Annotated in this window: 26 protein-coding genes; 9 read left to right on the forward strand and 17 right to left on the reverse strand. The window is 68.6% G+C overall.

Going from position 1 to position 24609, the window contains the following annotated elements; all coding sequences use genetic code 11:
• Positions 1–93: 93 nt before the first annotated feature.
• Together ACLNGM_RS18980 and ACLNGM_RS18985 are read left to right on the forward strand one after the other, a co-directional pair.
• A complete protein-coding gene (locus ACLNGM_RS18980; RefSeq protein WP_416356131.1) occupies positions 94–888 on the forward strand; it encodes a GH25 family lysozyme in 795 nt (264 codons plus the stop codon).
• 71 nt (positions 889–959) lie between these two features.
• Entirely contained in the window at positions 960–2159 is a 1200-nt protein-coding gene (locus ACLNGM_RS18985) for a lytic murein transglycosylase (protein ID WP_416356132.1), read from the forward strand.
• A gap of 40 nt (positions 2160–2199) precedes the next feature.
• Here ACLNGM_RS18985 and ACLNGM_RS18990 read toward each other — a convergent pair whose 3' ends face one another.
• From ACLNGM_RS18990 to ACLNGM_RS19010, 5 genes are all read right to left on the reverse strand, one after another.
• Positions 2200–3177, reverse strand: coding sequence for a zinc-binding dehydrogenase (locus tag ACLNGM_RS18990; RefSeq protein ID WP_416356133.1), 978 nt, complete (start codon positions 3175–3177; stop codon positions 2200–2202).
• Positions 3178–3409: 232 nt separating this feature from the next.
• Positions 3410–4168, reverse strand: coding sequence for an ABC transporter ATP-binding protein (locus ACLNGM_RS18995; protein WP_416356134.1), 759 nt, complete (start codon positions 4166–4168; stop codon positions 3410–3412).
• A complete protein-coding gene (locus ACLNGM_RS19000) occupies positions 4165–5154 on the reverse strand; it encodes an iron chelate uptake ABC transporter family permease subunit (RefSeq protein WP_416358490.1) in 990 nt (329 codons plus the stop codon). Before ACLNGM_RS19000 ends, ACLNGM_RS18995 begins: the two co-directional genes overlap by 4 nt.
• Before the next feature lie 19 nt (positions 5155–5173).
• Positions 5174–6136 (reverse strand): ABC transporter permease, encoded by a 963-nt coding sequence (locus ACLNGM_RS19005; protein ID WP_416356135.1) that lies wholly within the window; start codon positions 6134–6136, stop codon positions 5174–5176.
• A gap of 29 nt (positions 6137–6165) precedes the next feature.
• Positions 6166–7089 carry a siderophore ABC transporter substrate-binding protein gene (locus tag ACLNGM_RS19010; RefSeq protein ID WP_416356136.1) on the reverse strand — a complete coding sequence of 308 codons (924 nt, stop codon included), beginning with the start codon at positions 7087–7089 and terminating at the stop codon, positions 6166–6168.
• Between the two features lie 342 nt (positions 7090–7431).
• Between ACLNGM_RS19010 and ACLNGM_RS19015 the strand changes: the two genes are divergently transcribed.
• Positions 7432–9612 (forward strand): TonB-dependent receptor, encoded by a 2181-nt coding sequence (locus ACLNGM_RS19015; RefSeq protein WP_416358491.1) that lies wholly within the window; start codon positions 7432–7434, stop codon positions 9610–9612.
• Between the two features lie 171 nt (positions 9613–9783).
• Here ACLNGM_RS19015 and ACLNGM_RS19020 read toward each other — a convergent pair whose 3' ends face one another.
• The 5 genes from ACLNGM_RS19020 to ACLNGM_RS19040 all read right to left on the reverse strand — a co-directional run bounded on the left by ACLNGM_RS19020 (position 9784) and on the right by ACLNGM_RS19040 (position 12995).
• Positions 9784–10734, reverse strand: a complete 951-nt coding sequence (locus ACLNGM_RS19020; protein WP_090958521.1) for a glycine--tRNA ligase subunit alpha — start codon at positions 10732–10734, stop codon at positions 9784–9786.
• 100 nt (positions 10735–10834) lie between these two features.
• The gene (locus ACLNGM_RS19025; protein ID WP_090958523.1) at positions 10835–11026 is read right to left on the reverse strand and encodes a hypothetical protein; all 192 of its coding nucleotides are present in this window, start codon (positions 11024–11026) and stop codon (positions 10835–10837) included.
• Between the two features lie 59 nt (positions 11027–11085).
• Positions 11086–11937, reverse strand: coding sequence for a S49 family peptidase (locus tag ACLNGM_RS19030; protein ID WP_416356137.1), 852 nt, complete (start codon positions 11935–11937; stop codon positions 11086–11088).
• 70 nt (positions 11938–12007) lie between these two features.
• Positions 12008–12775, reverse strand: a complete 768-nt coding sequence (locus ACLNGM_RS19035) for a tRNA1(Val) (adenine(37)-N6)-methyltransferase (protein ID WP_416356138.1) — start codon at positions 12773–12775, stop codon at positions 12008–12010.
• Positions 12768–12995 carry a DUF2007 domain-containing protein gene (locus ACLNGM_RS19040; RefSeq protein WP_055888530.1) on the reverse strand — a complete coding sequence of 76 codons (228 nt, stop codon included), beginning with the start codon at positions 12993–12995 and terminating at the stop codon, positions 12768–12770. The genes ACLNGM_RS19035 and ACLNGM_RS19040 overlap by 8 nt, the downstream gene beginning before the upstream one ends.
• A gap of 222 nt (positions 12996–13217) precedes the next feature.
• Between ACLNGM_RS19040 and ACLNGM_RS19045 the strand changes: the two genes are divergently transcribed.
• The 4 genes from ACLNGM_RS19045 (at position 13218) to moaB (ending at position 17582) form a co-directional block, all read left to right on the forward strand.
• Positions 13218–14153: a polyprenyl synthetase family protein gene (locus ACLNGM_RS19045; protein WP_416358492.1), complete on the forward strand. Its 936-nt coding sequence runs from the start codon at positions 13218–13220 to the stop codon at positions 14151–14153.
• A gap of 155 nt (positions 14154–14308) precedes the next feature.
• Entirely contained in the window at positions 14309–16135 is a 1827-nt protein-coding gene (locus ACLNGM_RS19050) for a tetratricopeptide repeat protein (protein WP_416356139.1), read from the forward strand.
• Positions 16136–16143: 8 nt separating this feature from the next.
• Positions 16144–17043: a 4-(cytidine 5'-diphospho)-2-C-methyl-D-erythritol kinase gene (locus ACLNGM_RS19055; protein ID WP_416356140.1), complete on the forward strand. Its 900-nt coding sequence runs from the start codon at positions 16144–16146 to the stop codon at positions 17041–17043.
• Positions 17040–17582 carry a molybdenum cofactor biosynthesis protein B gene (moaB, locus tag ACLNGM_RS19060; RefSeq protein ID WP_416356141.1) on the forward strand — a complete coding sequence of 181 codons (543 nt, stop codon included), beginning with the start codon at positions 17040–17042 and terminating at the stop codon, positions 17580–17582. The genes ACLNGM_RS19055 and moaB overlap by 4 nt, the downstream gene beginning before the upstream one ends.
• A 4-nt stretch (positions 17583–17586) precedes the next feature.
• Here the strand turns inward: moaB and ACLNGM_RS19065 are convergent, their stop codons facing one another.
• Positions 17587–18063 (reverse strand): hypothetical protein, encoded by a 477-nt coding sequence (locus ACLNGM_RS19065; protein ID WP_416356142.1) that lies wholly within the window; start codon positions 18061–18063, stop codon positions 17587–17589.
• Between the two features lie 131 nt (positions 18064–18194).
• Between ACLNGM_RS19065 and ACLNGM_RS19070 the strand changes: the two genes are divergently transcribed.
• Positions 18195–19352: a PA0069 family radical SAM protein gene (locus ACLNGM_RS19070; protein ID WP_416356143.1), complete on the forward strand. Its 1158-nt coding sequence runs from the start codon at positions 18195–18197 to the stop codon at positions 19350–19352.
• A 183-nt stretch (positions 19353–19535) separates the two neighbouring features.
• Positions 19536–20249: a ribonuclease HII gene (locus tag ACLNGM_RS19075; RefSeq protein ID WP_416356144.1), complete on the forward strand. Its 714-nt coding sequence runs from the start codon at positions 19536–19538 to the stop codon at positions 20247–20249.
• 343 nt (positions 20250–20592) lie between these two features.
• Here the strand turns inward: ACLNGM_RS19075 and ACLNGM_RS19080 are convergent, their stop codons facing one another.
• The 6 genes from ACLNGM_RS19080 to ACLNGM_RS19105 all read right to left on the reverse strand — a co-directional run bounded on the left by ACLNGM_RS19080 (position 20593) and on the right by ACLNGM_RS19105 (position 24555).
• A complete protein-coding gene (locus ACLNGM_RS19080) occupies positions 20593–21075 on the reverse strand; it encodes a F0F1 ATP synthase subunit B (RefSeq protein WP_090958547.1) in 483 nt (160 codons plus the stop codon).
• A gap of 11 nt (positions 21076–21086) precedes the next feature.
• The gene (locus ACLNGM_RS19085; protein WP_416356145.1) at positions 21087–21704 is read right to left on the reverse strand and encodes a F0F1 ATP synthase subunit B; all 618 of its coding nucleotides are present in this window, start codon (positions 21702–21704) and stop codon (positions 21087–21089) included.
• Positions 21705–21776: 72 nt separating this feature from the next.
• Complete coding sequence (locus tag ACLNGM_RS19090) at positions 21777–22001, reverse strand: F0F1 ATP synthase subunit C (protein ID WP_055888550.1); 225 nt, start codon at positions 21999–22001, stop codon at positions 21777–21779.
• A 74-nt stretch (positions 22002–22075) separates the two neighbouring features.
• Complete coding sequence (locus ACLNGM_RS19095; RefSeq protein ID WP_090958554.1) at positions 22076–22825, reverse strand: F0F1 ATP synthase subunit A; 750 nt, start codon at positions 22823–22825, stop codon at positions 22076–22078.
• Between the two features lie 113 nt (positions 22826–22938).
• Complete coding sequence (locus ACLNGM_RS19100) at positions 22939–23280, reverse strand: AtpZ/AtpI family protein (RefSeq protein WP_416356146.1); 342 nt, start codon at positions 23278–23280, stop codon at positions 22939–22941.
• 120 nt (positions 23281–23400) lie between these two features.
• Positions 23401–24555 (reverse strand): cell wall hydrolase, encoded by a 1155-nt coding sequence (locus ACLNGM_RS19105; protein ID WP_416356147.1) that lies wholly within the window; start codon positions 24553–24555, stop codon positions 23401–23403.
• Positions 24556–24609: the final 54 nt, after the last annotated feature.

Below are 24609 nucleotides of genomic sequence, written 5' to 3' on the forward strand. Positions count from 1 at the left end.
ACTCGGTCCCGATGGTCGGTGACAGGCTGGCGCAAGGCTTCGACGGGAAGGTCCCGGCGGGCTCCGGCCGCTTCGACGCCAACGGGAAGACGCATGCGCGCGATACAACGCCTCCTGTCGCGGGCCGCCTTCGGCTCGCGCGTCCTCGTCGTCCTCGGCGCGGCGCTCGTCATTGCTGGATGCCGGAGCGCGTCGCTCGACCCCGTCGATCTCGGCTTGACCGGCGTTTCCGGGACGCAGCCCCACCACTATCCCGTCCACGGCATCGACGTGTCGAAGTACCAAGGCAAGATCGCCTGGGACACGGTGCGCGCGGGCGGCGTCGCCTTCGCCTACATCAAGTCGACCGAGGGCGGCGACCGGGTGGACTCCGCCTTCCGCCGCAACTGGGACGCGGCGGGCGCGGCGGGCGTGCCGCGCGGCGCCTATCACTTCTTCTACTGGTGCCGGCCGGGTATCGAGCAGGCCCGCTGGTTCATCGAGAACGTGCCGCGCGATCCGGCCGCCCTCCCCCCGGTCCTCGACGTCGAATGGACGCCGGACTCGCCGACCTGCACCCGCCGTCCGCCGCGCGAGGAGATGGTTCGCGAGATGACCGCCTTCATGGACGCGCTCGAGAAGCACTACGGCGTGCGCCCGATCATCTACGCGCCGATCGACATCCACCGCGACCGCCTCGTCGGCACCTTTCCGAACCATCAGTTCTGGCTGCGCGGTGTGAAGGACCATCCGAGCGTCAACTATGCCGGCCGCGAGGACTGGCGGTTCTGGCAATGGACGGCGACCAGCACGGTGCCCGGCGTCTCCGGCGAGGTGGACCGCAACGCCTTCTCCGGCACCAAGGCCGATTGGGAGACTTGGCTGCGGGCGCATCGCCCGGCCGCCTGACTTCCTCAAACCGCCCCATTTGGCCCGTCAAAGGCGGCGAACCCGAACCGCTCAGGAGCAACCGAACCGCCATGGCCCCTTCCTTCAAATCGCTGGCGCTCGCCTCGACCCTCCTCGTCGCGGGCGTTTCGGGTGCGGCCGCGCAGGGCGCGCAGTGCGGCGGCAACTGGAACCAGTTCATGGAGGGCGTCCGGGCGGAGGCGCTGGCCAAGGGCCTGTCGCCGGCCGGCGTAGACCGGGCGCTCGCCAATGTGCGCCAGGACGAGAAGGTGCTCTCGCGCGACCGCGGCCAGGCCGTGTTCCAGCAGGAATGGAGCCGCTTCCAGGGGCGCATGGTCAACAAGGACCGGCTGGCGCGCGGACAGGCGCAGCTGAAGAAATACGCCTCGACCTTCCGCGAGGTGGAGGCCGCGACCGGCGTGCCCGGTCCGGTGATCGCGAGCTTCTGGGGTCTCGAGACCGACTTCGGCGCCGTCCTCGGCGACTTCGACACCCTGTCGGCGCTCGCCACCCTCGCGCACGACTGCCGACGGCCCGAGATCTTCCGCCCGCACCTGATCTCGGCGATCGAGCTCGTGGACAAGGGGTATCTCCGCCCCGACCAGATGCGCGGCGCCTGGGCGGGCGAACTCGGCCAGACGCAGATGCTGCCCGAGGACTACATCGCCTTCGGCACCGACCAGGACGGCAACGGCCAGATCAACCTCCTGACCGACGTGCCGGACGTCCTCATGACGACGGGCAAGTTCATCCAGTCGATGGGCTGGCAGCGCGGCCAGCCGTGGCTCGAGGCAATCCGCGTGCCGGCCGACTTCCCGTTCGACCGCGCCGCCCTCGTCAACAAGGAACCGCGCCGCGCATTCGCCGCGCTCGGCGTCACCAAGTCGGACGGCTCGCCGCTGGAGCGCGACGACGTGCCCGCCTCGATCATCCTGCCGCAGGGCAAGGGCGGGCCGGCCTTCCTCGCCTTCCCGAACTTCGACATCTACCTTCAGTGGAACAATTCGCTGACCTACTCGCTCACCGCCGCCTATTTCGGCACACGGCTGGCCGGCGAGCCCGTGGTCGACATGGGCAACCCGCAGCCCGGCCTCGACGGCGACCAGATGAAGGTACTGCAGAACAAGCTCGTCGCGCTCGGCTACGACGTCGGCAAGGTGGACGGCATCCTCGGGGCCAATACGCGCGCGGCGGTGGCAACCGAGCAGGGCAAGCGCGGCTTCGCGCCGGACGGGTGGCCGACCGCCCCGTTCCTCGCTGCCCTCAACTGACCCTCGGACGGGCGGGCCGCGTTGGCCCGCCCGCGCTGACTTAAGGCTTCACCAGCACCTTGCCGACCTTGCCGGGTGCGAGCGAGGCCTCGACCGCGCGGCCGATCTCGGCAAGCGGAACAATCTCCTCGGCCACGAGCTTCAATTCGCCCTTGGCGACGCGCGTCACCAGCTCGCCCATCAGACGCCTGCGATCGTCCGGCGACACGGCGGGGCCAACCTTGGCGCCCCAGAACCCCTTCACCGTCAGCTGCTTGAAGATCACCGCGCCGGACGGGATTTGCATCGGCTCGCCGGTCATCGAGCCGAAGCAGACGAGCGTGCCGTTCTCGCCGATCACGTCGGCAAGGTCCGCCGCCGCCCGGCCGCCGACGGATTCGACGCCGGCCTTGATCGGCGCGCCGCCGGTCAGCTCGCGCACCCGATCCTTCCAGCCCTCGCCCGACGTTGACACGGCGTTGCGGATGCCGGCGGCCTCCAGCTCCGTGACGCCCTCGTCGCGGCGCACGAGGCTGACGACGTGGATGCCGCGCGCCTCGGCGAGCTTCGCCAGCATCCGCCCGACGGCACCGTTGGCGGCGTTCTGGACGATCCAGTCGCCCGAATTGGCGCCGAGCGATTCCAGAAGCGTGATGGCGCTGAAGGGCATGGCGACCAGCTGCGCGGCCGCCTCGTCCGAAATCTCGTCCGGCACCGGCATGACGCCCGCCGCCTTGGCGATGAAGCTCTCGGCCCAGGTGCCGTGAACGCCAGCCGCGCTGACGCGTCGGCCGACCATCGCGGCATCGACGCCCTCGCCTACCGCCTCGATCGTGCCGACGGCCTCGGAGCCGCCGATCGCGGGCAACGGCGGCTTGTAGCCGTAGGTGCCGCGCACGGTCCAGAGATCGTGGTTGTGGATCGGCGAGAGAAGCGTGCGGACGCGCACCTCGCCGGGGCCGGGCTCGGGTGTCGGGCTGTCGCCCGGATGCAGGACGGCGGCGGGATCGCCGAAGGTGTCGTGAACAGCGATTTTCATGTCTCTGCTTCCATTCGCTTCCGATGGGCGAAGGCGACAGATGGATCGGCAGCGGGTGGCGCCAAGAGCGACATGGACGCGCGAAAGCGCCCGTCCCGCGTCATCGCGGTCGGGGTGCTGCGCTGTCTCGTCATGTGCCGCCGGCTGGAAGCAGGCGACAGGCCGTCATCCATCCGACTGGGGACATCATCCATGGGAGTTCAGGGCTAGGTTGGGGTCAGCGCACCCTCGGCTACCGCCAGAACAGGCAGACCGGTCGTCCATCGATCCGCTCGACCGCGAGGGGGATGCCGTAGATGTCCTGGAGCACCGACTCGCTCACGATCTCGTCCGGCGTCCCCTGCCGACAGACGCGGCCCGCGCGCATCGCGACGATGTGGTCCGAGTGCCAGGAGGCGACATTGATATCGTGGAGGACGACGACCACGGTGCGCCCGAGTTCGTCGGCTGCCCGGCGCAAGATGCGCATCATCGCCGCCGAATGGCGCATGTCGAGATTGTTGAGCGGCTCGTCGAGCAGGATGTAGTCGGTGTCCTGACACAGGACCATGGCGACGAAGGCCCGCTGCCGCTGGCCGCCGGACAACTCGTCGAGAAACCGATCCGCCAGATCGGTGAGATCGAGGTAGCCAAGCGCCCGTGCGACATGCTCCTCGTCGCCTGCGGCCGGGCGACCGCGCGAATGGGGGTAGCGCCCGAAGGCGACGAGGTCCCGTACCGTCAGGCGGGCCGTCATGTGATTGTCCTGCCGCAGCACGGCGAGCCGGCGCGCCAGAACCGGTCCTGCCGTGGTGACGACGTCCAGTCCGTCGATTGCGATGGTGCCGCCGTCGAGCCCCACGAGGCGCGCGATCATGGACAACAGGGTCGACTTGCCGGCACCGTTCGGCCCGATGATCGACGTCACGCCCCGCGCCGGAATACGCAGGCTGACGTCGTCGACGACGAGCGCCCCGCGATAACGCTTGCTGACCCCTTGGATCTCGATCAACGCGCCGCTCCCCGCAGGACGAGGGCGATGAAGACGGCGCCCCCCAGAAACTCGACGATCACCGACAGCGCGGTATCGAAGTGGAAGACGCGCTCGAGCACCGTCTGCCCGCCGACCAGCGCTATGACCCCCAGGAGGGCAGCTGCCGGCAGGACGTCGCGATGGCGCGAATGCCCGACCAGCGCATGCGCGAGGCTGGCGACGAGGAGACCGAAGAAGGTGACCGGCCCGACAAGCGCGGTGGAGACAGCGACGAGGACCGAGATGATGCCGAGGATCGCCAGGACGGTCCTCGCGTATTCGACGCCGAGATTGATCGCTTGGTCGCGGCCGAGCGCGAGGACATCGAGCACTCGGCCGAGCCGCCACAGGACCAGCGTCGCGGCGGCGGCAAGCGTGTAGGATAGGCCGAGAAGGGTCGTGTCTACCGAGCCGAAGCTTGCGAACAGCGTATCCTGCAGCACCTGGAAGGCATTGGGATCGAGCAGCCGCTGCATGAAGGTCGAGAGCGAGCGGAAGAGAATGCCGAACACGATGCCAACCAGAACGAGCAGGTGAACGCTGCGCTCCTCTCCGAGGAACAGCCAGCGAAACAGGAGCGCCGAGAAGCCGACCATGATCGCCACCTCGCCGAGAAACCGAAGATGAGGATCGACGAGAGCCAGCATGTGGATGCCGATGAAGAAGGCGATCGCGGTCTGCACGAGAACGTAGAGCGCGTCGAACCCCATGATCGCCGGGGTCAGAATGCGGTTGCGCGTCACGGTCTGGAACAGGACGGTCGAGATCGAGATGCAGTAGGCGACCAGGACCAGCGCCAACAGCCGCTGGCCGCGAAACGCGAGGACGAACCCCCAGGACCCACGCGCCCCGATCGTGAGAAAGGCGAGCGCCGACAGGAGGGCGAGCACGCCGAGGAGGATGAGCACGAGCGTTGCACGCTTCGGCCATGGGCGTCGCCGAAGGCGGGCCGCCGTCGGACTAATGCCCGCCGCACTCCCGAACTCACGCGACACGTCGCCTCGCGCGCAGAAGAAGGTGGAGGAAGATGAGGCTGCCGAGCACGCCCATGACGACGCCGATCGGGATCTCGTAGGGGTAGCGCACCAGGCGCCCGATGAGGTCGCAGACCAGAACGAGGCCCGCGCCGCCCAGCGCGACCAGTGGGACCGAGCGGCGCATGTTGTCGCCCACCGCCAGGCTGACGATGTTGGGCACGACGAGGCCCAGAAACGGGATCGCGCCGACGGATACGAGGCACACGGCCGCGATCACGGAGACGAGGACGAGGCCGAGCGTCATCGACGCCTCGTGGCTGAGCCCGAGGCCGACGGAAACGTCGCGCCCCATTCCGGCCAGAGTGAACCGATCCGCCGCCCAGTAGGCGAGGCCGGTCGCGGCGAGACCCAGCCAGAGTAGCTCGTAGCGTCCGCGAAGGACGCCCGAGAAGTCGCCGGTCGTCCAGGCGAGAAGCGACGGGAGAAGGTTGAAGCGGTAGGCAAGGAAGGTGGCGAGCGCGCCCGTGACCCCGCCCAACATGATTCCGACCAGCGGCACCAGCATCGCGTCGCGCAGCGGCACCGCGCGCAGGATACGAAGAAAGAGCGCGGTGCCGGCGAGGGCGAAGGCGGCCGAGACCAGCATCTTGCCCATGATCGAAGCGCCCGGCGCCAGGATCGTCGCGACGAGGAAACCGAGCGAGGCGGCCTCGGTGGTGCCGGTGGTCGAGGGTTCCACGAAGCGGTTCCGGACGATCATCTGCATGACAAGTCCGGCGATCGCGAGCGACGAGCCGGCAAGGAGGATGGCAAGCGTGCGCGGAATGCGGCTGACGACCAGCAGCCGCATGGCGTGATCGTCCGCGGAGCCGCCGAACAGCAGGCCCGGCGACACGCTGCCGGCACCGACGAAGAGGCTGATCGACGCGAGGAGGCTTATCGCAAGGAACGCGGGAAGAAGGACCTTCAAGCGACGCGGCTCCGGCCGGCTGCGACCCGTCAGGCCCCGCCGCGATATCCCTCGATCACCTGGTCGAGAAGCCGCATCAATCCGGTCACGCCGTGCATCGTCACATAGGCGGCGGCCGGGTCGAGATAGACGATCTGGTTCTTCCGCCAGAACGTCGTGCCATGGATGAGTTCGTTGTCGAGCGTCGCGCGCGCCGATCCTTCCTGTCCGATCCCCGCGTCGCGATCGACCACGAAGAGCCAGTCAGGGTTCTTCTCCGACAGGTACTCGGCGGAAATGGCATCCCCGCCGTGGTCGCCATCGTCGACCCCCGCGAATACGGAGGGAACGGCCAGCGCGTCGTAGATCCAGGCGACCCGCGAGCCCGGCCCGTAGACGCCGAGGCGGCCACCATTGGTGACGACCACGAGGCCGGTGCCCCTGCCGGCGGCCGCTTCGCGCGCCTCCTTCACCTTGGCATCCAGCGCAGCGGTCAGGGTGGCCGCGCGTGCCTGCCGGCCGAAGATGGCGCCGTACTGCGCGAGGCTTGCCTTCACGCCGCCGACGATGTCGGCATTGTCGACCGTCATGTCGAGCGTGGGTGCCAGTTGCTGCAGCGTCTTATAGGCGTGGCGCGAGCGGTTGGCGACGATCACGAGGTCGGGCTCCGCGGCCGCAATGCCTTCGATGTCGGGCTCCTGCAGCGAGCCGACACGAGGAGTCCCCTCCGGCACGAGGGGAGCGAGATAGGACGGCGTCGCTGAAGCGGGCACGCCCGCGGCCGGAACGCCCAGTGCATGCAGATTGTCGAAGGCGGCCCAATCGGTCACGACGACCGTCTGCGGGGACGCATCCAGTGTCATTTCCCCCTGGGCGTGCCGAACGGTGACCGGCTCCGCGAGGGCCGGCGACGCAACGCCGGCAGACGCAACCGAGACGAGCAGGACGGCAATTTGCAGGCAGATCGTCAGCACGTCGACACCCCATCCTCACGTCGGTTTCGCGGGATGGTTTCCTATACTGGAGCCGATTTGTCCAGTTTATCGACTGGAAACAGACGGCGGTTCCGAAGCGGCGTTGCGGCCGTTTCGATCGACCGCATCTCTCACCGTCTCGTGATTTGCTGTTGCAGATTTGCAATCATGACTTGATTCGTCATGTTTTAGAGTCGTTCTTCGTTGAGGCAGCGCACCCCCCCTCCCTAAACGGAGATCACAACACTCGCGTCCAACCCTGACCGATCTTCCGGAGACCTCCTCATGCGACCGCATCGCTGCGCAGCATCCCTTCGCCCGGCCCTGTTCGGCGTTTCGCTGATGGCCCTGGGCTGCGCATCGGCATCGGCGCAGGATCAGCAGCGGTCTCGCCCTGCCGGTCAGGCCGCATCGGAACCGGTCGTTCTCGACGTGGTGGTAGTGGACGGTGCGGCGGGCGCACCGCCGGCGACGGGCACGGTCGGGCAGCCGCCGGCGCCCTTTGCCGGGGGCCAGGTCGCGACCGGCGCGCGGCTGGGGGCGCTCGGCAATCGTTCCATCCTGGAGACGCCGTTCAACGTCGTCAGCTTCACCGAGCAGTTGTTCCGCAACCAGCAGGCGCGCTCGCTGTCGGACGTGGTTCTGAACGACCCGTCGGTGCGCAACGATGCGCCGGCCTTTTCCGAACGCGATGCCTTCTTCATTCGCGGCTTCTCGGTCACCAATCTCGATACGGCCTATGACGGCCTCTTCTACATCGCCAATCCGCGTCGCCAGTTCCTGGAGGGGGTCGAACGGGTCGAAATCCTGAAGGGGCCGACCGCGCTCCTTAACGGCGGCGTCGGACGCGTCGGCGGCACGATCAATCTCGTCCCGAAGCGTGCGCCGGACGAACCGCTCAACCGCCTCACGACGACCTATCTCAGCGACTCGCAGCTCTGGCCGCATTTCGATGTCGCCCGACGCTACGGCGAAACCGGCGAATGGGGCATCCGTGCCAACGGTTCCTATCGCGCCGGCGACACGCCGCTCGACCGCAACGAGAACGAAGTCGTCGTCGGCTCCCTAGGGCTCGACTACCGGGGCGAGCGACTGCGCGCCTCGCTCGACCTCAACCGTTCCGAGCAGAAGATCGACGCCCCGACGTCGCTCTTCAACGCTGCGGCGCCCGGCATTCCGATCCCGCGCGCGCCCGACGGCCGCATCAACACCGCCAACTCGTTCGAATACATCGACAGCGCCTACGAGATGGCGGCGGGACGCGTCGAGTTCGATCTCCTCGACAACACGACGGTCTACGCTGCCGGCGGCGCCAGTCGCTACCGCGAGGATTTCCTGACCTCGTCCTACCTGATCAACGACGTGGCGGGGAACGCGACGGGGACGCTCGCCATCCAGCCTCAGCAGATCGAAGGTCGCACGGGGGAAGTCGGCGTGCGCACACGCTTCGAGACCGGCGCGGTCAGCCACCAGCTCAACGTTTCCGCCTCGCAAGCCCTCAACGAGAACTATCGCGGCGGCTTTCCGCGCGTCACCCTGCCGAGCTTCCAGACCAACATCTACAATCCGAGCTTCCTGCCGGCGACCCGCATCAGCTCCTTCGACTTTCCCCTGGCGAGCGGCCGTCCGCTCTTTGCCGATCTACTCGTGACCAGCCTTGCCGTGTCCGACACCCTCTCCGTGGCGGAGGAGCGCTTCCAGCTGACGGTGGGCGGCCGCTATCAGGACATCCGCTCGCGCGGTTTCTCGACGGTCGTCGGTCCGACGCTCGGCGATCAGACTTACAACTACGAGGATTCGCGGTTCAGCCCGGCTGTCGGTGCGGTCGTCCGCCTCACCGAGAACTTCTCCGTCTACGGCAACTACATCGAGGCGCTGACCGAGGGGCCGACCGCTCCGTCGACGGCGCTGAACGCGAGCGAGGTCTTCGCGCCGGTCGTCAGCGAGCAGAAGGAGATCGGCGTCAAGTACGACTTCGGCGGCTTCGGCCTTACGACCTCGCTCTTCCAGATCGAGCAGCCGAGCGGCTTCACGGACCCGGTTTCGCGTCTCTTCTCGGTGGACGGCCTCCAGACGAACCGAGGCGCCGAGTTCACCGTCTTCGGCGAAATCATCGAGGGGGTCCGGCTGCTCGGCGGCGTGACCCTTATCGAGGCAGAACTCGAAAAAACGGCGGGTGGTCGGTTCGACGGCAACAGCGTTCCGGGCGTGCCGAAGGTCGCCATCAACCTCTACGGCGAATACGACGTCGACTGGCTCGCACCCGGACTGACCTTGACAGGCCGAATGCTGCACACCGGTGCAACGCGCTACGACCAGGCCAACACGCAGCGCGTGGACGACTGGACTCGCTTCGATGTCGGCGCGCGTTACGGCTTCGTCGGGCCCTACGACAAGCCCGTCGAGGTGAAGTTCAACATCGAGAATGTTTTCGATGAAGCCTACTGGGCCTCGTCGGCACGCGGCTTCCTCGCCGCCGGCGCGCCCCGAACCTTCCTTGTCTCCACGTCGATCGACTTCTGATCGACAAGCGGGCCAGGACTCAAAAGCACTGGCCCGCAAGCGAACTCTTCAGGGGCGGATTGCTGCGCCAGGAGAAGCGCACGCCGTCGCTCAGTGTCCCGGACTCCCGGCGACACCGGCGGACCCGACGTCGTCCCGGGACCACCTGGCGGTACGGCGTCTCCGACGGCGCTACGCGGCCGCCGCGCTCCACCCGGCCCCGCCCGCTTCCGTCAGGAGGAACGCCTCGCCGCAGGCCTTGGCAAGGGTGCGCACGCGCAGGATGTAGCTCTGGCGCTCGGTGACGGAGATGACGCCGCGAGCGTCGAGGAGATTGAAGGCGTGCGAGGCCTTGATCGCCTGGTCGTAGGCCGGCAGCACGCAGCGGTGAAGGGCGCCGGCGGCATCCGGCGCGCCGGCCTTCAGGATCGCGGCGCACTCGGCTTCCGCGTCGTCGAAATGCTGGAGCAGCATCTTCGTGTCGGCGATCTCGAAGTTGAAGCGCGAGTATTCGCGCTCGGCCTGGAGGAAGACGTCGCCGTAGGTGACCTTCTCGGCGCCCTCGCGGCCGTTGAAGTTGAGGTCGTAGACGTTGTCGACGTTCTGGACGTACATCGCCAGACGCTCGAGACCGTAGGTCAGCTCGCCCGCGACCGGCGCGCATTCGATGCCGCAGACCTGCTGGAAGTAGGTGAACTGCGAGACCTCCATCCCGTCGCACCAGCATTCCCAACCGAGACCCCAGGCGCCGAGCGTCGGCGACTCCCAGTCGTCCTCGACGAAGCGGATGTCGTGCAGCGCCATGTCGACGCCGATCGCCTTGAGGGAGCCGAGATAGAGCTCCTGCAGGTTGGGCGGGTTCGGCTTCAGGATGACCTGATACTGGTAGTAGTGCTGGAGGCGGTTCGGGTTCTCGCCGTAGCGCCCGTCCTTGGGGCGACGGGAGGGCTGGACATAGGCCGCGTTCCACGGCCGAGGCCCGAGCGCGCGCAGGGTCGTCGCCGGGTGGAAGGTGCCCGCCCCCACTTCCATGTCGTAGGGCTGGAGCACGACGCAGCCGTAGTCGGCCCAGTAGCGGTGGAGCGCGAGGATCAGCCCCTGGAAGGAGCGTTCGGGCCGCATGTGATCGGCAAGTTCGGACATGGCAGCGGACCCTGGATGTTCTCGACGCGGCGTTCTTGTGACGCGCGAGTTGCCATGCCCGCTTTGCCGGGGTCAAGCCTCGGGCGCGTGGCGCGGGGCTTCAGTCGCGCCGCAGCCGGTAGACGCCGTCGGCGCCGCGCTCCAGCGTGCCGTGCGCACCGGTGCGGTGCTCGGCCTCGGAGCGGCGGTTGCGCTCGATCACCCGCGCGGTTTCCTGCTGAAGCTGGCGATAGCCGAAATAGGCGGCGGCCCCGACGAGGCCGAAGAGGAAGATGGGCATCGGATCGACCATGATTCACACGGGCTCCAGTATTTCGGCGGTTTCGGGCGAAGGCAAGGCGCCGTCCGTTATCAGAGGCCGTAGCGCGCCCAGAGCGCACGCTCCTCGGCGGCCGTGACGGCGGCATCGACCGCAGCGTTCGCCAGCGAGGCGGCGGCGCCCCCGCCGCGACCGATGCCGAAGATCCCGCGCTTCTGCTGGACGACGGCCAGCTTCACCTTCGGCCCATAGGTTTCGCGCAGCACCGTGCGCAGGTCGCCGAGCCGGTCGACGAGGCCGAGCTCAAGGCCGCGCGTGCCCGACCAGAAGAGGCCGGAGAACAGGTCGGGGTGGTCGGCGAGACGGTCGGCGCGGCGCGAGCGCACGAGGTCGATGAAGGTCCGGTGCACGTCGAGCTGGAGGGACTTCAGGTGCTCGACGTCCTCGGGGCGCTCGGGCCGGAAGGGGTCGAGCGTCGCCTTGTTCTGGCCGGCCGTATGGACGCGGCGCTCGATGCCGAGCTTGGCGATGAGGTCGACGAAGCCGAAGCCGCCGGACACGACGCCGATCGACCCGACCACCGACGAGGGATCGGCGACGATCTCGTCGCCCGCGCAGGCGATCATGTAGCCGCCGGACGCGGCAAGGTCCTCGCAGGCGACGACGACGCGCTTGTTCTTTTCTTCCGCCAGATCCCGGATGCGCTGGAACACGAGGCGCGACTGGACCGGCGAGCCGCCCGGCGAGTTCACCGAGATCGCGACGGCGGGCGAATCCTTCCAGGAGAAGGCCCTCTCCAGCAGCGGCGCGACGGAGGCGAGGTTGATCGAGGAGCGCAGCGGCGAGCCGCCGGCCATGATCACGCCGCTCAGCCGCACCACGGGGATGACGGTCTCCGTCTTGCTGAAGCGCTTGGGGATCAGCTTGGCGATCGGGTTCGGCACGGGGCTTGGCTCTCATGAAACGTCGGACGCCCGCCATGTAGGCATCCGACCCGCCCGACGCCAATGCGGCTCACCCCATCGCGACGGTGAACCGCCCCTGCCCCAGCGCCTGCCGCGTGGATGCGTCGAGCACGACCGGCGGCAGAAGGCGCAGCGGCGCGCGCGAGCCGCGGGTCGCCGCGCACAGGATGCGCACGGCCGGGGCGTCCGCCCTGGCATGGACGGGGCGGATGGCGAGACCGCCGAGCCGGTTGCTGCAGGCGCCCGCGATCGTCGCGACCTGGTCGGGCCGGCCGATCATGTGGAAGCGCCCACCATGGCGCAGGAGCGCTGAGGCGACGGCGATCCAGCGCGTGGTGAAGGTATCGTCGGGCTCGGCCTTGGCGGCCGCGCGCGCGGCAACCGGCGAGACTCGGCCGCCCGCGGGATGGAAGGGTGGGTTGGTGAGGACGAGATCGAAGGCGCCGTCGACGAGGCTAGCCGCCTCGCGCACCGGGCGCTGGAGGAGGAGGTCGAGCTCGGCGACGCGCAGGCGACCGGCCAGCCCCGCGTTTTCCGGCAGCGCGAGGGTCTGGCGGGCGAGCTCGGCCACGGTCGGGTCGCGCTCGGCCAGCGTCACGGCGAGGACCGGCGCGCGGAACGCGGCGGCGAGCGCGACGGCGCCCGAGCCGGACCCGAGGTCTGCGGCGGCTCCCGCCTGCTCCGGCTCGACGGTGGCGGCGAGAAGCAGGGCGTCGTCGCCGGCGCGAAGGCCGCTCTTTGCGGGCTGAAGCAGGTAAAATGCGCCGCCGTAGAACGCGTCCTTGGTGACGGCCTCGGCGGCCGGAGATTCAGGCACGGTCGGACAATTCGTGAGCCAGCCCCGCATCGCTGAGAAGACGCCGCGCCTGATCGATCTCCTCGTCGTCCACGAGGAGGCGACGCGGCAGGATGCCGATCGAGCCGTCGAGGACGCTCATGTGGCTGTCGGCGAGGAGATGCCCGATCTCGGCATCGCGCAGAAGCGCCTGCACGAAGGACAGGAGGACGGGATCGTTGGAGCGCAGGAGTTCGATCATGGCCGGGTCCAGTGGCCCGAAAAGCACGCCGGACGCAAGCCGGGACGCATGCCAGGTCGCCCGATGCCGCCAGCGCGCCACTTTACGCACTTGCCGCCTCTCGCCCACCCGGCTATTGCGCGCGCAGCGATACGGAGAAGACCAGTGACCCTTGCCCGCCCCCTGGATCAGACGAGAGCGATCGCCTCGATCGACCCGATCCTCGGCCTGACGCGTGCGGACATGGATCGCGTCAACGCGCTGATCCTCTCCATGGCCGGGTCCAACGTCGAGCTCATCCCCGAAATCGCCGAGCACCTGATCTCGTCGGGCGGCAAGCGGCTGCGGCCGATCCTGACCCTCGCCTCCGCGCTCGCCTTCGGATACCGCGGCGAGAACCACGTGAAGCTCGCCGCCAGCGTCGAGTTCCTGCACACCGCGACGCTCCTCCACGACGACGTGGTGGACGAGAGCGACCTGCGGCGCGGCCGGAAGACCGCGCGCACCATCTGGGGCAACCAGGCGAGCGTGCTCGTCGGCGACTACCTCCTCGGCCAGGCCTTCAAGATGATGGTCGAGGTTGGCTCGATGCGCGCCCTGGCGATCCTCTCCAACGCCTCGGCCGTGATCGCCGAGGGCGAGGTGTGGCAGCTGTCGGCCGCCAAGCAGATGTCGACCACGGAAGCCGACTACATGGCGGTGATCGGCGCCAAGACGGCTGCCCTCTTCGCCGCCGCGGCCGAGGTCGGGCCGGTGATCGCAGGCGCGGGGGCCGACTTCGAGGCGGCGATGCGCGACTACGGCCTGCATCTCGGCCTCGCGTTCCAGCTCGTCGACGACGTCCTCGACTACGGCGGCTCGGCCGACGATCTCGGCAAGAACGTCGGCGACGACTTCCGCGAGGGCAAGATCACCCTGCCCGTCATCTTGTCGTATGCTGCGGGCAATGAGGACGAGCGCGCCTTCTGGCGCGAGGCGATGGAGAACGGGCAGAACGACGATGCGGCGCTGGCGCGCGCGCGCGACCTCTTGGCGCGGCACGGGGCGCTGGAGGCGACCAAGGCGCGGGCGCGCGAACACGGGCGCTTGGCCTCCGAGGCGCTGTCGCTCCTGCCCGCCGGGCCGCACCGTGACGCGCTCGACGCCGTGGTCGCTTTCTCGATCGAGCGAATCCGATAGTCCTCGCAGGCGGCTGGCGTCCTTCGCCGTCGCAAAATAAACATTCTGGAAGCGGACAGGGGTGGACGCACGTCCCGCTGCCGAGGCAGCAGGCGAGCATGAGTGCGGCGGCCGACGCTTTCGCGCCGGCGGGGTCGGGAAAAAGGAAGTTCGACGTGGATAGAACGCGTATCTCGCGGATCGCTTTGGCCGCTGCCCTCGCCGCCGCCGTCGTGGCCGGGCCCGCCATGGCCCAGACCACCGAACCCGCCGCGCAGGATGCGCCCGCCACCGGCACCGAGCGCGCGACCGTCAACGTCCAGTCGCTGTCGGGCGCCTATCTCGCGGCCAAGCTCGCGCGCGAGAACCGCCAGCCCGGCATCGCGGCCGACTACTACGACGAGGCGCTGCGCCTCGATCCGACCTCCGCGGTCCTCCAGCAGGAGGCGATGTTCGCCTATCTCGCGGACGGCCGCTTCAAGGACGGCGTCGACCTCGCGGCCAAGCTCGTCGACGACGACACGGTGGGCAAGGTCGCCCAGATCGCGGTCGCGCTCGATGCGCTGCACGACGGCCGCTTCGACGCGGCGATCGAGTCGCTGAAGCTGCGCGACACGAGCGATCTCGACACGCTCCTCGTCGGCCATCTCTCCGCCTGGGCCGATGTCGGCGCCGGTCGCGGCCAGGACGCCATCCGCCGCGTCGAAGCGCTTCGCGGCGCCTCGTGGTTCGAGGCGTTCAACCAGTACGAGATCGGCCTGATCGCGGGCCTGACCGGCGACGTCGATCGCGCGCGCACCGCGCTCGGGGCGCTGATCTCCGACCAGAGCACGGCCCAGACCTCGGTCGACGCCTATCTCGCGGGCGCCGAAGCCCTGGCGCGCATCGAGGCGCGCGCGGGCCGCAAGCAGCAGGCGCTCGACGCCGTGGCGCGCGGCCTCGAGCTCGCGCCCTCCTACGAGCCGCTGACGCAGCTCGAAGCCGCCATCCGCGACGGTAAGGAGATCGCCCCGCCGATCCGCGACGCGCAAGGGGGTGCCGCCGAGACGCTCTACATCCTCGGGCAGGCGATCAACCGCGGCGACGGCCAGGACGTCGCGCTTCTCTATTTTCAGTTCGCCAAGGCGGTCGCCAACACGGCCGATCCGAAGCTCCTGACCGCGCTCGCCGGCGTCGCCGACCGGTCCAAGCAGATCGACCTTGCGATCTCCTACTACGAGCAGATCCCGGAGGGCTCGCCCTACCGGCGCACCGCGGAACTGCAGATGGGCCTCGACCTCTGGCAGGCCGAGCGCAAGGACGAGGCGAAGGTCCACCTGCGCAAGGCCGTCGAGAGCTACCCGGACGATCTCCAGGCGCATCTGGCGCTGGCCGACGTGCTGGCGGCCGACAAGGACTATGCGGGCGCCGTGACGATGCTCGACAAGGCCCTGTCGCTCGCGCCCGCCGACGCGCCCAACGTCTGGAACATCTACTACCAGCGCGGCATCGCCTACGAGCGGCAGAAGCAGTGGGACAAGGCCGAACCGGACTTCCGCAAGGCGCTGGAACTCGAGCCGAACCAGCCGCAGGTCCTGAACTATCTCGGCTATTCCTGGGTCGACATGAACCGCAATCTCGACGAGGGGCTGAACATGATTCGCACCGCCGTCGAGCTGCGGCCGAACGACGGCTACATCATCGACTCGCTCGGCTGGGCCTACTACCGCCTCGGCCGCTTCGACGAGGCCGTCGAGCAGCTGGAACGCGCGGTCCTGATCATGCCCGCCGACCCGACGCTGAACGACCATCTCGGCGACGCCTACTGGCGGGTCGGGCGCACCCGCGAGGCGCGATTCCAGTGGAACCGTGCGCTGGTCGGTGACCCCGCGCCGGAGGCGGCGGAGGTCGAGAAGATCAAGAAGAAGCTCGCCGAGGGCCTGGCGCCGGTGGCCGATACCGCCACCATCGCGCCGCCGCCCGCTACGGGTGGCGGGACCGAGGCCCCCAAGGTCTCGAACTGACAGTCGCGATGGACGCCTTCGTCCACGTTCCCTGGGTCACGAACGTCACCGCGCGCGCCAAGATCAACCTGGCGCTCCATGTCGTCGGCCGACGCGCCGACGGCTACCACGAGCTGGAAAGCCTCGTCGCCTTCGCCGAGTTCGGCGACCGGCTGGAGATCGCCCCCGGCACGCGCGACGCGCTCAGCGTCGACGGGCCGCTCGGGGCGGGCGTGCCGACCGACGGCGGCAATCTCGTGATGAAGGCGCTGGCGTTGGCGCAGGAACTGGCCCCTGCCAGCGGCGTACGCCTGTCGCCGCTCGCCATCCGCCTGTCCAAGCATCTGCCGCACGCCGCGGGCATCGGTGGCGGCTCGGCGGATGCCGGCGCCCTGCTCGCCTGGTTCGGCGCGCGACATCCAGCGCTTCGGCCCTCGCTTGCCGAGCGCTGCGTCTCGCTCGGCGCCGACGTGTCGATGTGCCTGTCCGGCGAGGCGGCGGTGGTGCGCGGCATCGGCGAGCGCGCCGAGCGGCTGGCCGCCCTACCCGCGATCCCCGTCCTCCTCGTCAATCCCGGCGTGCCGGTCGCGACGCCCGCCGTCTTTGCCGGCCTCATGCGGCGCGACAATGCGCCTCTCGTGGCCCCACCAGCTAAGGGCTTCGCGGACCTCGAGACGCTGGCGCACTACCTTGCGGCCGCGCGCAACGATCTGGAGCCCCCTGCGCTCGGGCTCGCGCCGGCGATCGGCGACGCCTTGGACGCCGTAAACGCGGCTGGCGCGCGCTTCGCCCGCATGTCGGGTTCCGGCGCGACGGTGTTCGGCCTCTTCGCCTCCGATGCGGCCTGCCACGAGGCAGAACGCCGGATCGCGGCATCGCGGCCGGGCTGGTGGGTCAAGGCGACGCAACTGGCGGGACAGGGCTCATGAGCGACCGCGACTTCATTCCCCTGTCGATCGCGGTCCTCACGGTCTCGGACACACGCACGCGCGAGGACGACCGTTCGGGCGATACGCTGATCGAGCGGCTGGAGGGCGCGGGTCATCGGCTCGGCGACCGCCGGATCGTGCGCGACGACGTCGAGGCGATCCGTGAGTGCGTGCTCGGCTGGTCGCGCGATCCCGGCATCGACGTCGTGATCACCACCGGGGGCACGGGCTTTACCGGCCGCGACGTGACGCCGGAAGCGCTGGAGCCGATCTTCGACAAGCGGATGGACGGGTTCTCCATCGTCTTCCACCGGATCTCGTTCGAGAAGATCGGTGTCTCGACCATCCAGTCGCGGGCGACCGCGGGCGTCGTCAACGCGACCTTCGTCTTCGCGCTGCCGGGCTCGCCCGGCGCCTGCCGCGACGGCTGGGACGGCATCCTCGCCGCGCAGCTCGACTATCGCCACCGGCCCTGCAACTTCGTCGAGATCATGCCGCGGCTGGACGAACACCTGCGGCGCGGCGGCCTTTCGGCCTGACGCATCACGCGCCGCGCCGCATCCGGCGGGGTTTCAGCGCCCTCACGAGGCGATCGATCCGCCCGCCGCTGGCGGGGGCCGCCGCCACCAGCGCCGCGCGCGAGGCAAGGACGCCGCCGCGCGAGCGCCCGAACAGGCGATTGAAGATGCCGGGCTCGGGCTCCGGCAACCGGGCCGCGGCGACCGCAGACCGGCCGCCGGCATAGCGAACCACCCGGTCGATCCAGTTCTCCGGCAGGCGCTCGCCCGAGCGCAGGATCAGGACCCATTCGCCCTTCAGGGTCGCCGGGGCTGCCAGCACTTCGCCTGCGGATGCCAGACGGCAGCCCGCGTGATCGGCGACGCGCCGCACATCCTCCCCCATCGTATCAAGAACCACGACGTCGCGCAGGATCCCCTCCACCGCGCCCGAGACAAGCGGCGAGAGTGTCTGGGCGAATGCTGGCGCATCGTCGGCGCCATGGATCAGGACGGTGAGCATCCCCTTCCCGTTATCGCAATGCGAGATCGCCCGCCAGCGTCCGGTTTCGTTCTCTTTTGTTCTTGTATTGTTCTTATTGGATGAATAGGATCAGGGTCTCAACGGGATCGTATCCGAGGGAACCCAATCCCATGTCCGAGATCCGAAGCATCGACCGCGCCGCGATGGGCCCAGGCCGCGGCGTCGACATCGCGAACCATATGCTGAACCAGTCGGGGCTGCGGGTCGGCTTCGACCGGCGACGTGGCCGCGGCGCGGGGCTGAATCCGTCCGGTCGTTTCGAGCCCTTCGCGCGGGCCGCCTTTGACGACGGCTGGGCGACGATCGACGAGCTGCCGCCGTTCCGCACCGAGGTGCAGAACGAGGCGGCGCGCACCATCATCACGCGCAACCAGTCGCCCGACATCTCCTTCGACCGCTCGGTGAACCCCTATCGCGGCTGCGAGCACGGCTGCGTCTACTGCTTCGCGCGGCCGAGCCACGCCTATATGGGCCTGTCGCCGGGTCTCGACTTCGAATCGAAGCTCTTCGCCAAGCCGAACGCCGCGGAGCTTCTGGAAGACGAGCTGTCGAAGCCCGGCTACGAGCCGCGCTCGATCGCCATCGGCACGAACACCGACCCCTATCAGCCGATCGAGAAGACGCGCCGGATCATGCGCGAAATCCTCGAGGTGCTGGAACGGGCGAACCATCCGGTCGGCATCGTGACGAAGTCGGCTCTGGTGACACGCGACATCGACATTCTCCAGCGCATGGCGGCGAAGGGTCTCGCGCGGGTTGCCGTGTCAGTGACGACGATGGACCGCCAGCTGGCGCGCCTGATGGAGCCGCGGGCGGCCACGCCGACGAAGCGCTTCGACGCCGTGCGCCAGCTGACCGAGGCAGGCATCCCGACCATGGTGATGACGGCGCCGATCATTCCGGGCCTGACGGATTCGGAAATCGAGCGCCTTCTGGAAGCGGCCGCGGAAGCCGGCGCGAAGGAGGTCGGCTACGTGCTCCTGCGCCTGCCGCTCGAAGTGTCGCCGCTCTTCAAGGACTGGCTGCTGCGCCACTACCCCAACCGCTATCGCCACGTGATGGCGCTCCTGCGCTCGATGCGAGACGGCAAGGACTACGATCCCGAATGGGGTCAGCGTATGACCGGCAAGGGGCCCTACGCGCAGCAGATCAAGCGCCGTTTCGAACTCGCCGCCAAGCGGCTGGCGCTGAACCTCGAGCGCTCGACGCTGCGCAGCGACCTCTTCCGCGCCCCGAAGGGTGGCGGCGTGCAGCTATCACTGCTTTGACACTGAAGGGCCATCCGGTCGCTCGACCGGGCCCTGAAGATACCGGGAGGCTTGCGAGCCTTCCCATCGATCGTCCGGGGCCGCATCCGGACGACGGACGTCGGCGGTCTTCCCGTTCCGCCGCCGTCACAGACGAGCCCGGCGGTCCGCCAACCCGCCGCCGGGCTTGAGAAGGATCGGAGAATGCGCGAGATTCGCCGCACGATGACTCGCCGTTCCTCCGATCCTTCGCTCCCCACCCTGTTCGCACCCGGCCTCGTGCTGCCCCGCTCGGATGAGCCGGGACCGAACGACGCGATCGAGCGGCATCTCCTGACGCTCGGACATCAGCGGATCGCCGGCGTCGACGAGGCGGGACGCGGACCGCTGGCCGGCCCGGTGGTCGCCGCAGCGGTGATTCTGGATTTTGAGCGTCTGCCAGAGGGGCTCGACGATTCCAAGAAGCTGAAAGCTCACGAGCGCGAGCGCCTCTACGACGAAATCCTCCTCTGTGCCGAGGTCGGCGTCGGGACGGCCGGTGCTCTCGAGATCGATCGCATCAATATCCGGCAGGCGACGCTCAACGCCATGCGGCGGGCTCTGGCGGGCCTTGCGACCGCGCCGGGCCATGCGCTCGTCGACGGTCGAGACGTGCCGTCACGCCTCGCCTGCCCCGCGACGGCCGTCATCGGCGGAGACGCACGCTCGCTCTCGATCGCCGCTGCCTCGATCGTCGCCAAGGTGACGCGCGACCGGATGATGGCGACGCTTTGCGGCACCCATCCCGCCTACGGCTTCGGCCGGCATATGGGCTACGGGACGGCTGCGCATCTAGAGGCGATCGAGGCGGTCGGCCCTTGCGTCCATCACCGCCGCAGCTTCGCCCCGGTCGCGGCCCGTCTGGCGCGCGCCGACTGAGGTCGGCGTCGCGCGGATCGCTTGCTCGGTTTTCAGGCTATCGGAGTGGACTTGCCGGCGGCGCCAGCATTCGCGCAGCGCCGTGGTTCCGATACTCCCGCCCGACCGCATCCGCTATCACTCTTTAGGAGGGTGCTTCGCAACACGACGCGTGGACTGGTCGTGTAGATCCTGCGTGCGACGGCGGCCGATGCATCGAAGCCCTACTAAGCCAGCCCGGACGGTGGCTCGTTCCATCCGGGCTGCCGGTCCCCTGTCGTGTCGGCTTGCAAACCGACCGACCCCTCAAAACGCAAAAAGCCGCCCCGGGGGGCGGCTCGCTTCAATGGGTTCTGTGCGACGCTCAGTTGAGGCGGCGGCGGACTTCCTCGATGGAACGCTCGGTCATCTGGCCGTCGGTGCCGAGATTGCGCTCGGTGATGACGCGGGTCGCGGCGTCGATGGCGATGTTGACGGCGGAGGCGCGAACCTCGGCGATCGCGTCGGCTTCAGCCTGGGAGATCTTCTGCTCGGCGACCTGCGTACGGCGAGCGACGTATTCCTCGCTCTTGATGCGGGCTTCCTCGACGAGACCGGCAGCCTCGCGCTGGGCGCTGGCGACGATCTCGCGTGCCTCGGCCTCGGCCTCGCGGCGGCGGCGCTGGTAGTCGGCCAGCTGGCGCTTGGCCTCTTCCTTCAGCTCGCGGGCCTCCTCCATCTCGTTCTCGATCCGCTTGGCGCGGCTGTCGAGCGAGCGGGCCGCCATCGCCGGCGCCTTGAAGTACATCACGACGGCGAGGAAGAGGATGAGGCCGATCAGCGCCCAGAATGTTGCGTCGAATGCCATGGTTCAGCTCCTCAGGCGCGAACGGCGCGAACGGCGTTGGCAACCTCGTCGTGCGAGACGCTGGCACCGGTCAGTTCGGTCAGGATGGCCTCGGCGGCATCGGTCGCGATCGTGTCGACGTCGGCGAGCGCGCGGGCCTTGATTTCTGCGATGCGGGCCTGCGCCGCCTCGAGCTTGGCGTCGAGTTCGCCCTCGATGCGCTTGCGCTCGGTGTCGGCGCTGGAGCGGGCCGAATCGCGCGCCTCGCCGGCGATCTTCTGCGAGTTGGCGCGGGCGCTGGCGAGTTCCTGCTCGTAGGCGGCCTGGGCCTCGTCGGCATCGGCGCGCATGCGCTCGGCCGCCTCGAGGTCGGCGGCGATGCGCTCGCGGCGATTCTCGAGGACCGAGGCGATGCGCGGGATGATCGTCTTCGACAGGACGTAGTAGAAGACGCCGAAGCTGATCGCCAGCCACAGGATCTGCGAGGCGAAAAATTCGGGGTTCAGCGGCGGGAAGGTACCGCCCGCTTCGTGCGCGCCCTCAGGCACGCCGATGGCTTCAGACGTCGCAGGAGTGGGAGCGGAGGTCAACGGCGTTCCATGCCCATCAGGCGCACCCTCTGTCTGCGCGAAAGCTTCGGTGACGAACATGTCCTACTCCGATGATACGGGTCCGGCCGCCCCGTCCGGGGCGGCCGGCTGCACAATCCCAAGAACCTGAGATTAGACGAAGAGCAGCAGCAGCGCGATGAGCAGCGAGAAGATGCCCAGAGCTTCCGTGACGGCGAAGCCGAAGATCAGGCGGCCGAACTGGCCGTCGGCAGCCGACGGGTTGCGCAGTGCGCCGGTGAGGAAGCTCGAGAAGATGTTGCCGAGCGCGAGGGCCGTGCCGGCCATGCCGAAGCAAGCCAGACCAGCGCCGATGTAACGTGCAGCTTCCGCGTCCATGAGAAACTCCTTTAGTGGATCGTGCGGGGGATTGAGGCCCGCGACCGAGACGGCCGCGTGACGAGGGGAAGCGGTCAGTGGTGAACGTGGACCGCGTCGTTGAGGTACATGCAGGTCAGGACCGCGAAGACGTAGGCCTGCAGGAACGCCACGAGGAATTCGAGCGCCGTGATGCCGACGGTCATGAGCAGCGGCAGGATCGCGCCGCCCACACCCACCGCGCCGAGCGCGCCGAGCGAGGTCACGAAGCCCGCGAAGACCTTGAGCGTGATGTGGCCCGCCAGCATGTTGGCGAAGAGACGAACCGAGAGCGAAACCGGGCGCGACAGGAACGAGATGACCTCGATCAGCACCACGAAGGGCACCACGGCCGCCGGAACGCCGGAGGGAACGAAGACCTTGAACCAACCGAGGCCATGGCCCTTGATGCCAGCGACCACCACGGTGCCGATCACGAGCAGGGCCAGCGCGAAGGTGACGATCAGGTGGCTGGTGACGGTGAAGAAGTACGGGAACATCCCGAGGAGGTTCGCCACCAAGATGAACATGAAGAGCGAGAACACGAGAGGGAAGAACTTCATCCCCTTCGATCCCGCCGCGTCGCGCAGCATGCTGGCGATGAATTCGTAGGAGAGTTCCGAGACCGACTGCGAGCGGCTCGGCACCAGTCCACGGCCGCGGGTCGACCAATACAGGAAGCCCGTGGCGACCGCGACAGTCGCGACCATGAACAACGAAGAATTGGTGAACGAGAAATCGACCCCGCCGATTTCGATCGGAACCAGCCGAGAAATCTGAAACTGATGAAGGGGATCGTTCGCCAAACGCTTGGTCCTCTTATGCTCGCCCTCTCGGAGCGAGACTGCCATAGCGTCCTGAACCGCGCTTCGCAACACCCTCCGGGGCGAAATGCCTGCTCTGTCCCCGTGCGATCCACTTATCGTGAAGGGGGATCGCTCGGCGGGGTCGGCTGGCTGGCCGAACGGATCACGTTGAGGACGCCCGCGGCGAAGCCGAGGAGCAGGAAGACGATCAATCCGAAGGGCGTCGTGCCGAAAAGCTGGTCGATGCCGTAGCCGATCACCGCGCCGACGACGACGCCGGCGATGAACTCGCTGGCGATCTTCAGGCCCTGCGCCATGCCCTGCATCGAACCGGGCTTCCCGTCCATCTCCGGAAGGAGCGTCTTCTGGGTCGCCTTGAAGTGATCGAGGCGCGCCTGCAGGGCGGCGCGATCGGCAGCGCGTTCGGCGTCGGTCTTCTCGTGGTCCTGGGTCATCCGTCGCCGCCCTGCCGATGGTGGCGGGCCGCAGGCCGCCCCATCCTTCACTTCACCGTGTCCGGCTCCAGGCCGGCGCTCCCTTCCATCTATGGCAGAAGGGCGGCGGGCGACAGGGCGTCAGCGCCAGCCGCCGCCGAAGGTGCGATAGAAGACGTGGAGGCCGATCTTGTCGACCTTCTGCATGGTCTTTGCCCAGCGGGGACGGACATAGGTCGCGTGATAGTGGGTCGCCGAGCCGACCTCGGGGAGCCACGTCTTTCCGCGCGTCACCTCGTCGGCGATCCGCTTGGCGGTGCCGTAGGCGCGCTTGTTCCAGATCACGTCCTTGATGCCATCGCAGGCGAACGAGAACTGGCAGCGATTCTTCCAGTCCTGGTTCTGGTAGACGACACCGCAGATGGTCTTCGGGTAGGCCGGATTGCGCACGCGGTTGAGGATGACCTGCGCCACCGCCGCCTGACCCTTCTCGGTTTCGCCGCGCGCCTCGAAGTAGATGCCGTTGGCGAGGCAGGTCTGCTCCTTCTCGGTAAAGGACGAGGTCGGCAGGATCGAGGCGGCCCAAGCATGATCCTTCGGCGAGATCGGCGGGATGAAGTCCTGGCCCTGCGGATGGAGCACGGCATCGAAGAGGCTGGACTGACCCGGTTGGGATTCGGGTGCATAGGCTGCGAGCGTCTGCAAGGCGTCGACCTTGCCGGCGGGGATGGCGTCCGGCGCGGGCGCGTCGTGGCGGGCGGCGACCTGGACCGGATCGGGCGTCGACTTCACGCCTGCCTCCGCCCCGTTTCGTCGGAAGGCCGCGACGCGGGTCGGCCCGCCGAACGGCATGGGGCCGGCCAGCGCGGTGCGCATCTCGTCGTCGCCCATCGCAAGACCCGGACGCAGAAGATTGGTCGCGGCGAAGATGGCGCCGGCCGCGAACTTCGGCTGGACGGCGGCGAGCGGACGAGGCCCGACGCGCCCTCCCCGCTCGGCGGGAACGCGAGCCGAGCCGTCGCGCACGAAGACCGAGCCGTCGGCCGGCGGCTGGGCGAGATCGGCGTCGCCCTCGTCGAAGCCCGGATTGCCGGCGAAGGCGGAGAGCGTGAGGAGCGGGCCGGCCAGATCGTCCGGCGCTCCGACCGCCGAAAGGTCCGCGTTGGGCAGCGAAGTCGGCAGGGCGGAGAGAATCAGAAGTGCGGCACCGATCGACAGGATCGTGCGGCGAAACGCGGCGTGGCGTGCGGCGGATCTGCGGTCCGCCCTGCGGGCGCCGTGCTTCGCGTTTGTCATGACCGGCTTCCGCATGCGTTCCATCGGAAGACGATCATCGCTCATTAACCTTAT

It is taken from the genome of Aureimonas phyllosphaerae (assembly GCF_047943035.1).
GTDB lineage: Bacteria > Pseudomonadota > Alphaproteobacteria > Rhizobiales > Rhizobiaceae > Aureimonas > Aureimonas phyllosphaerae.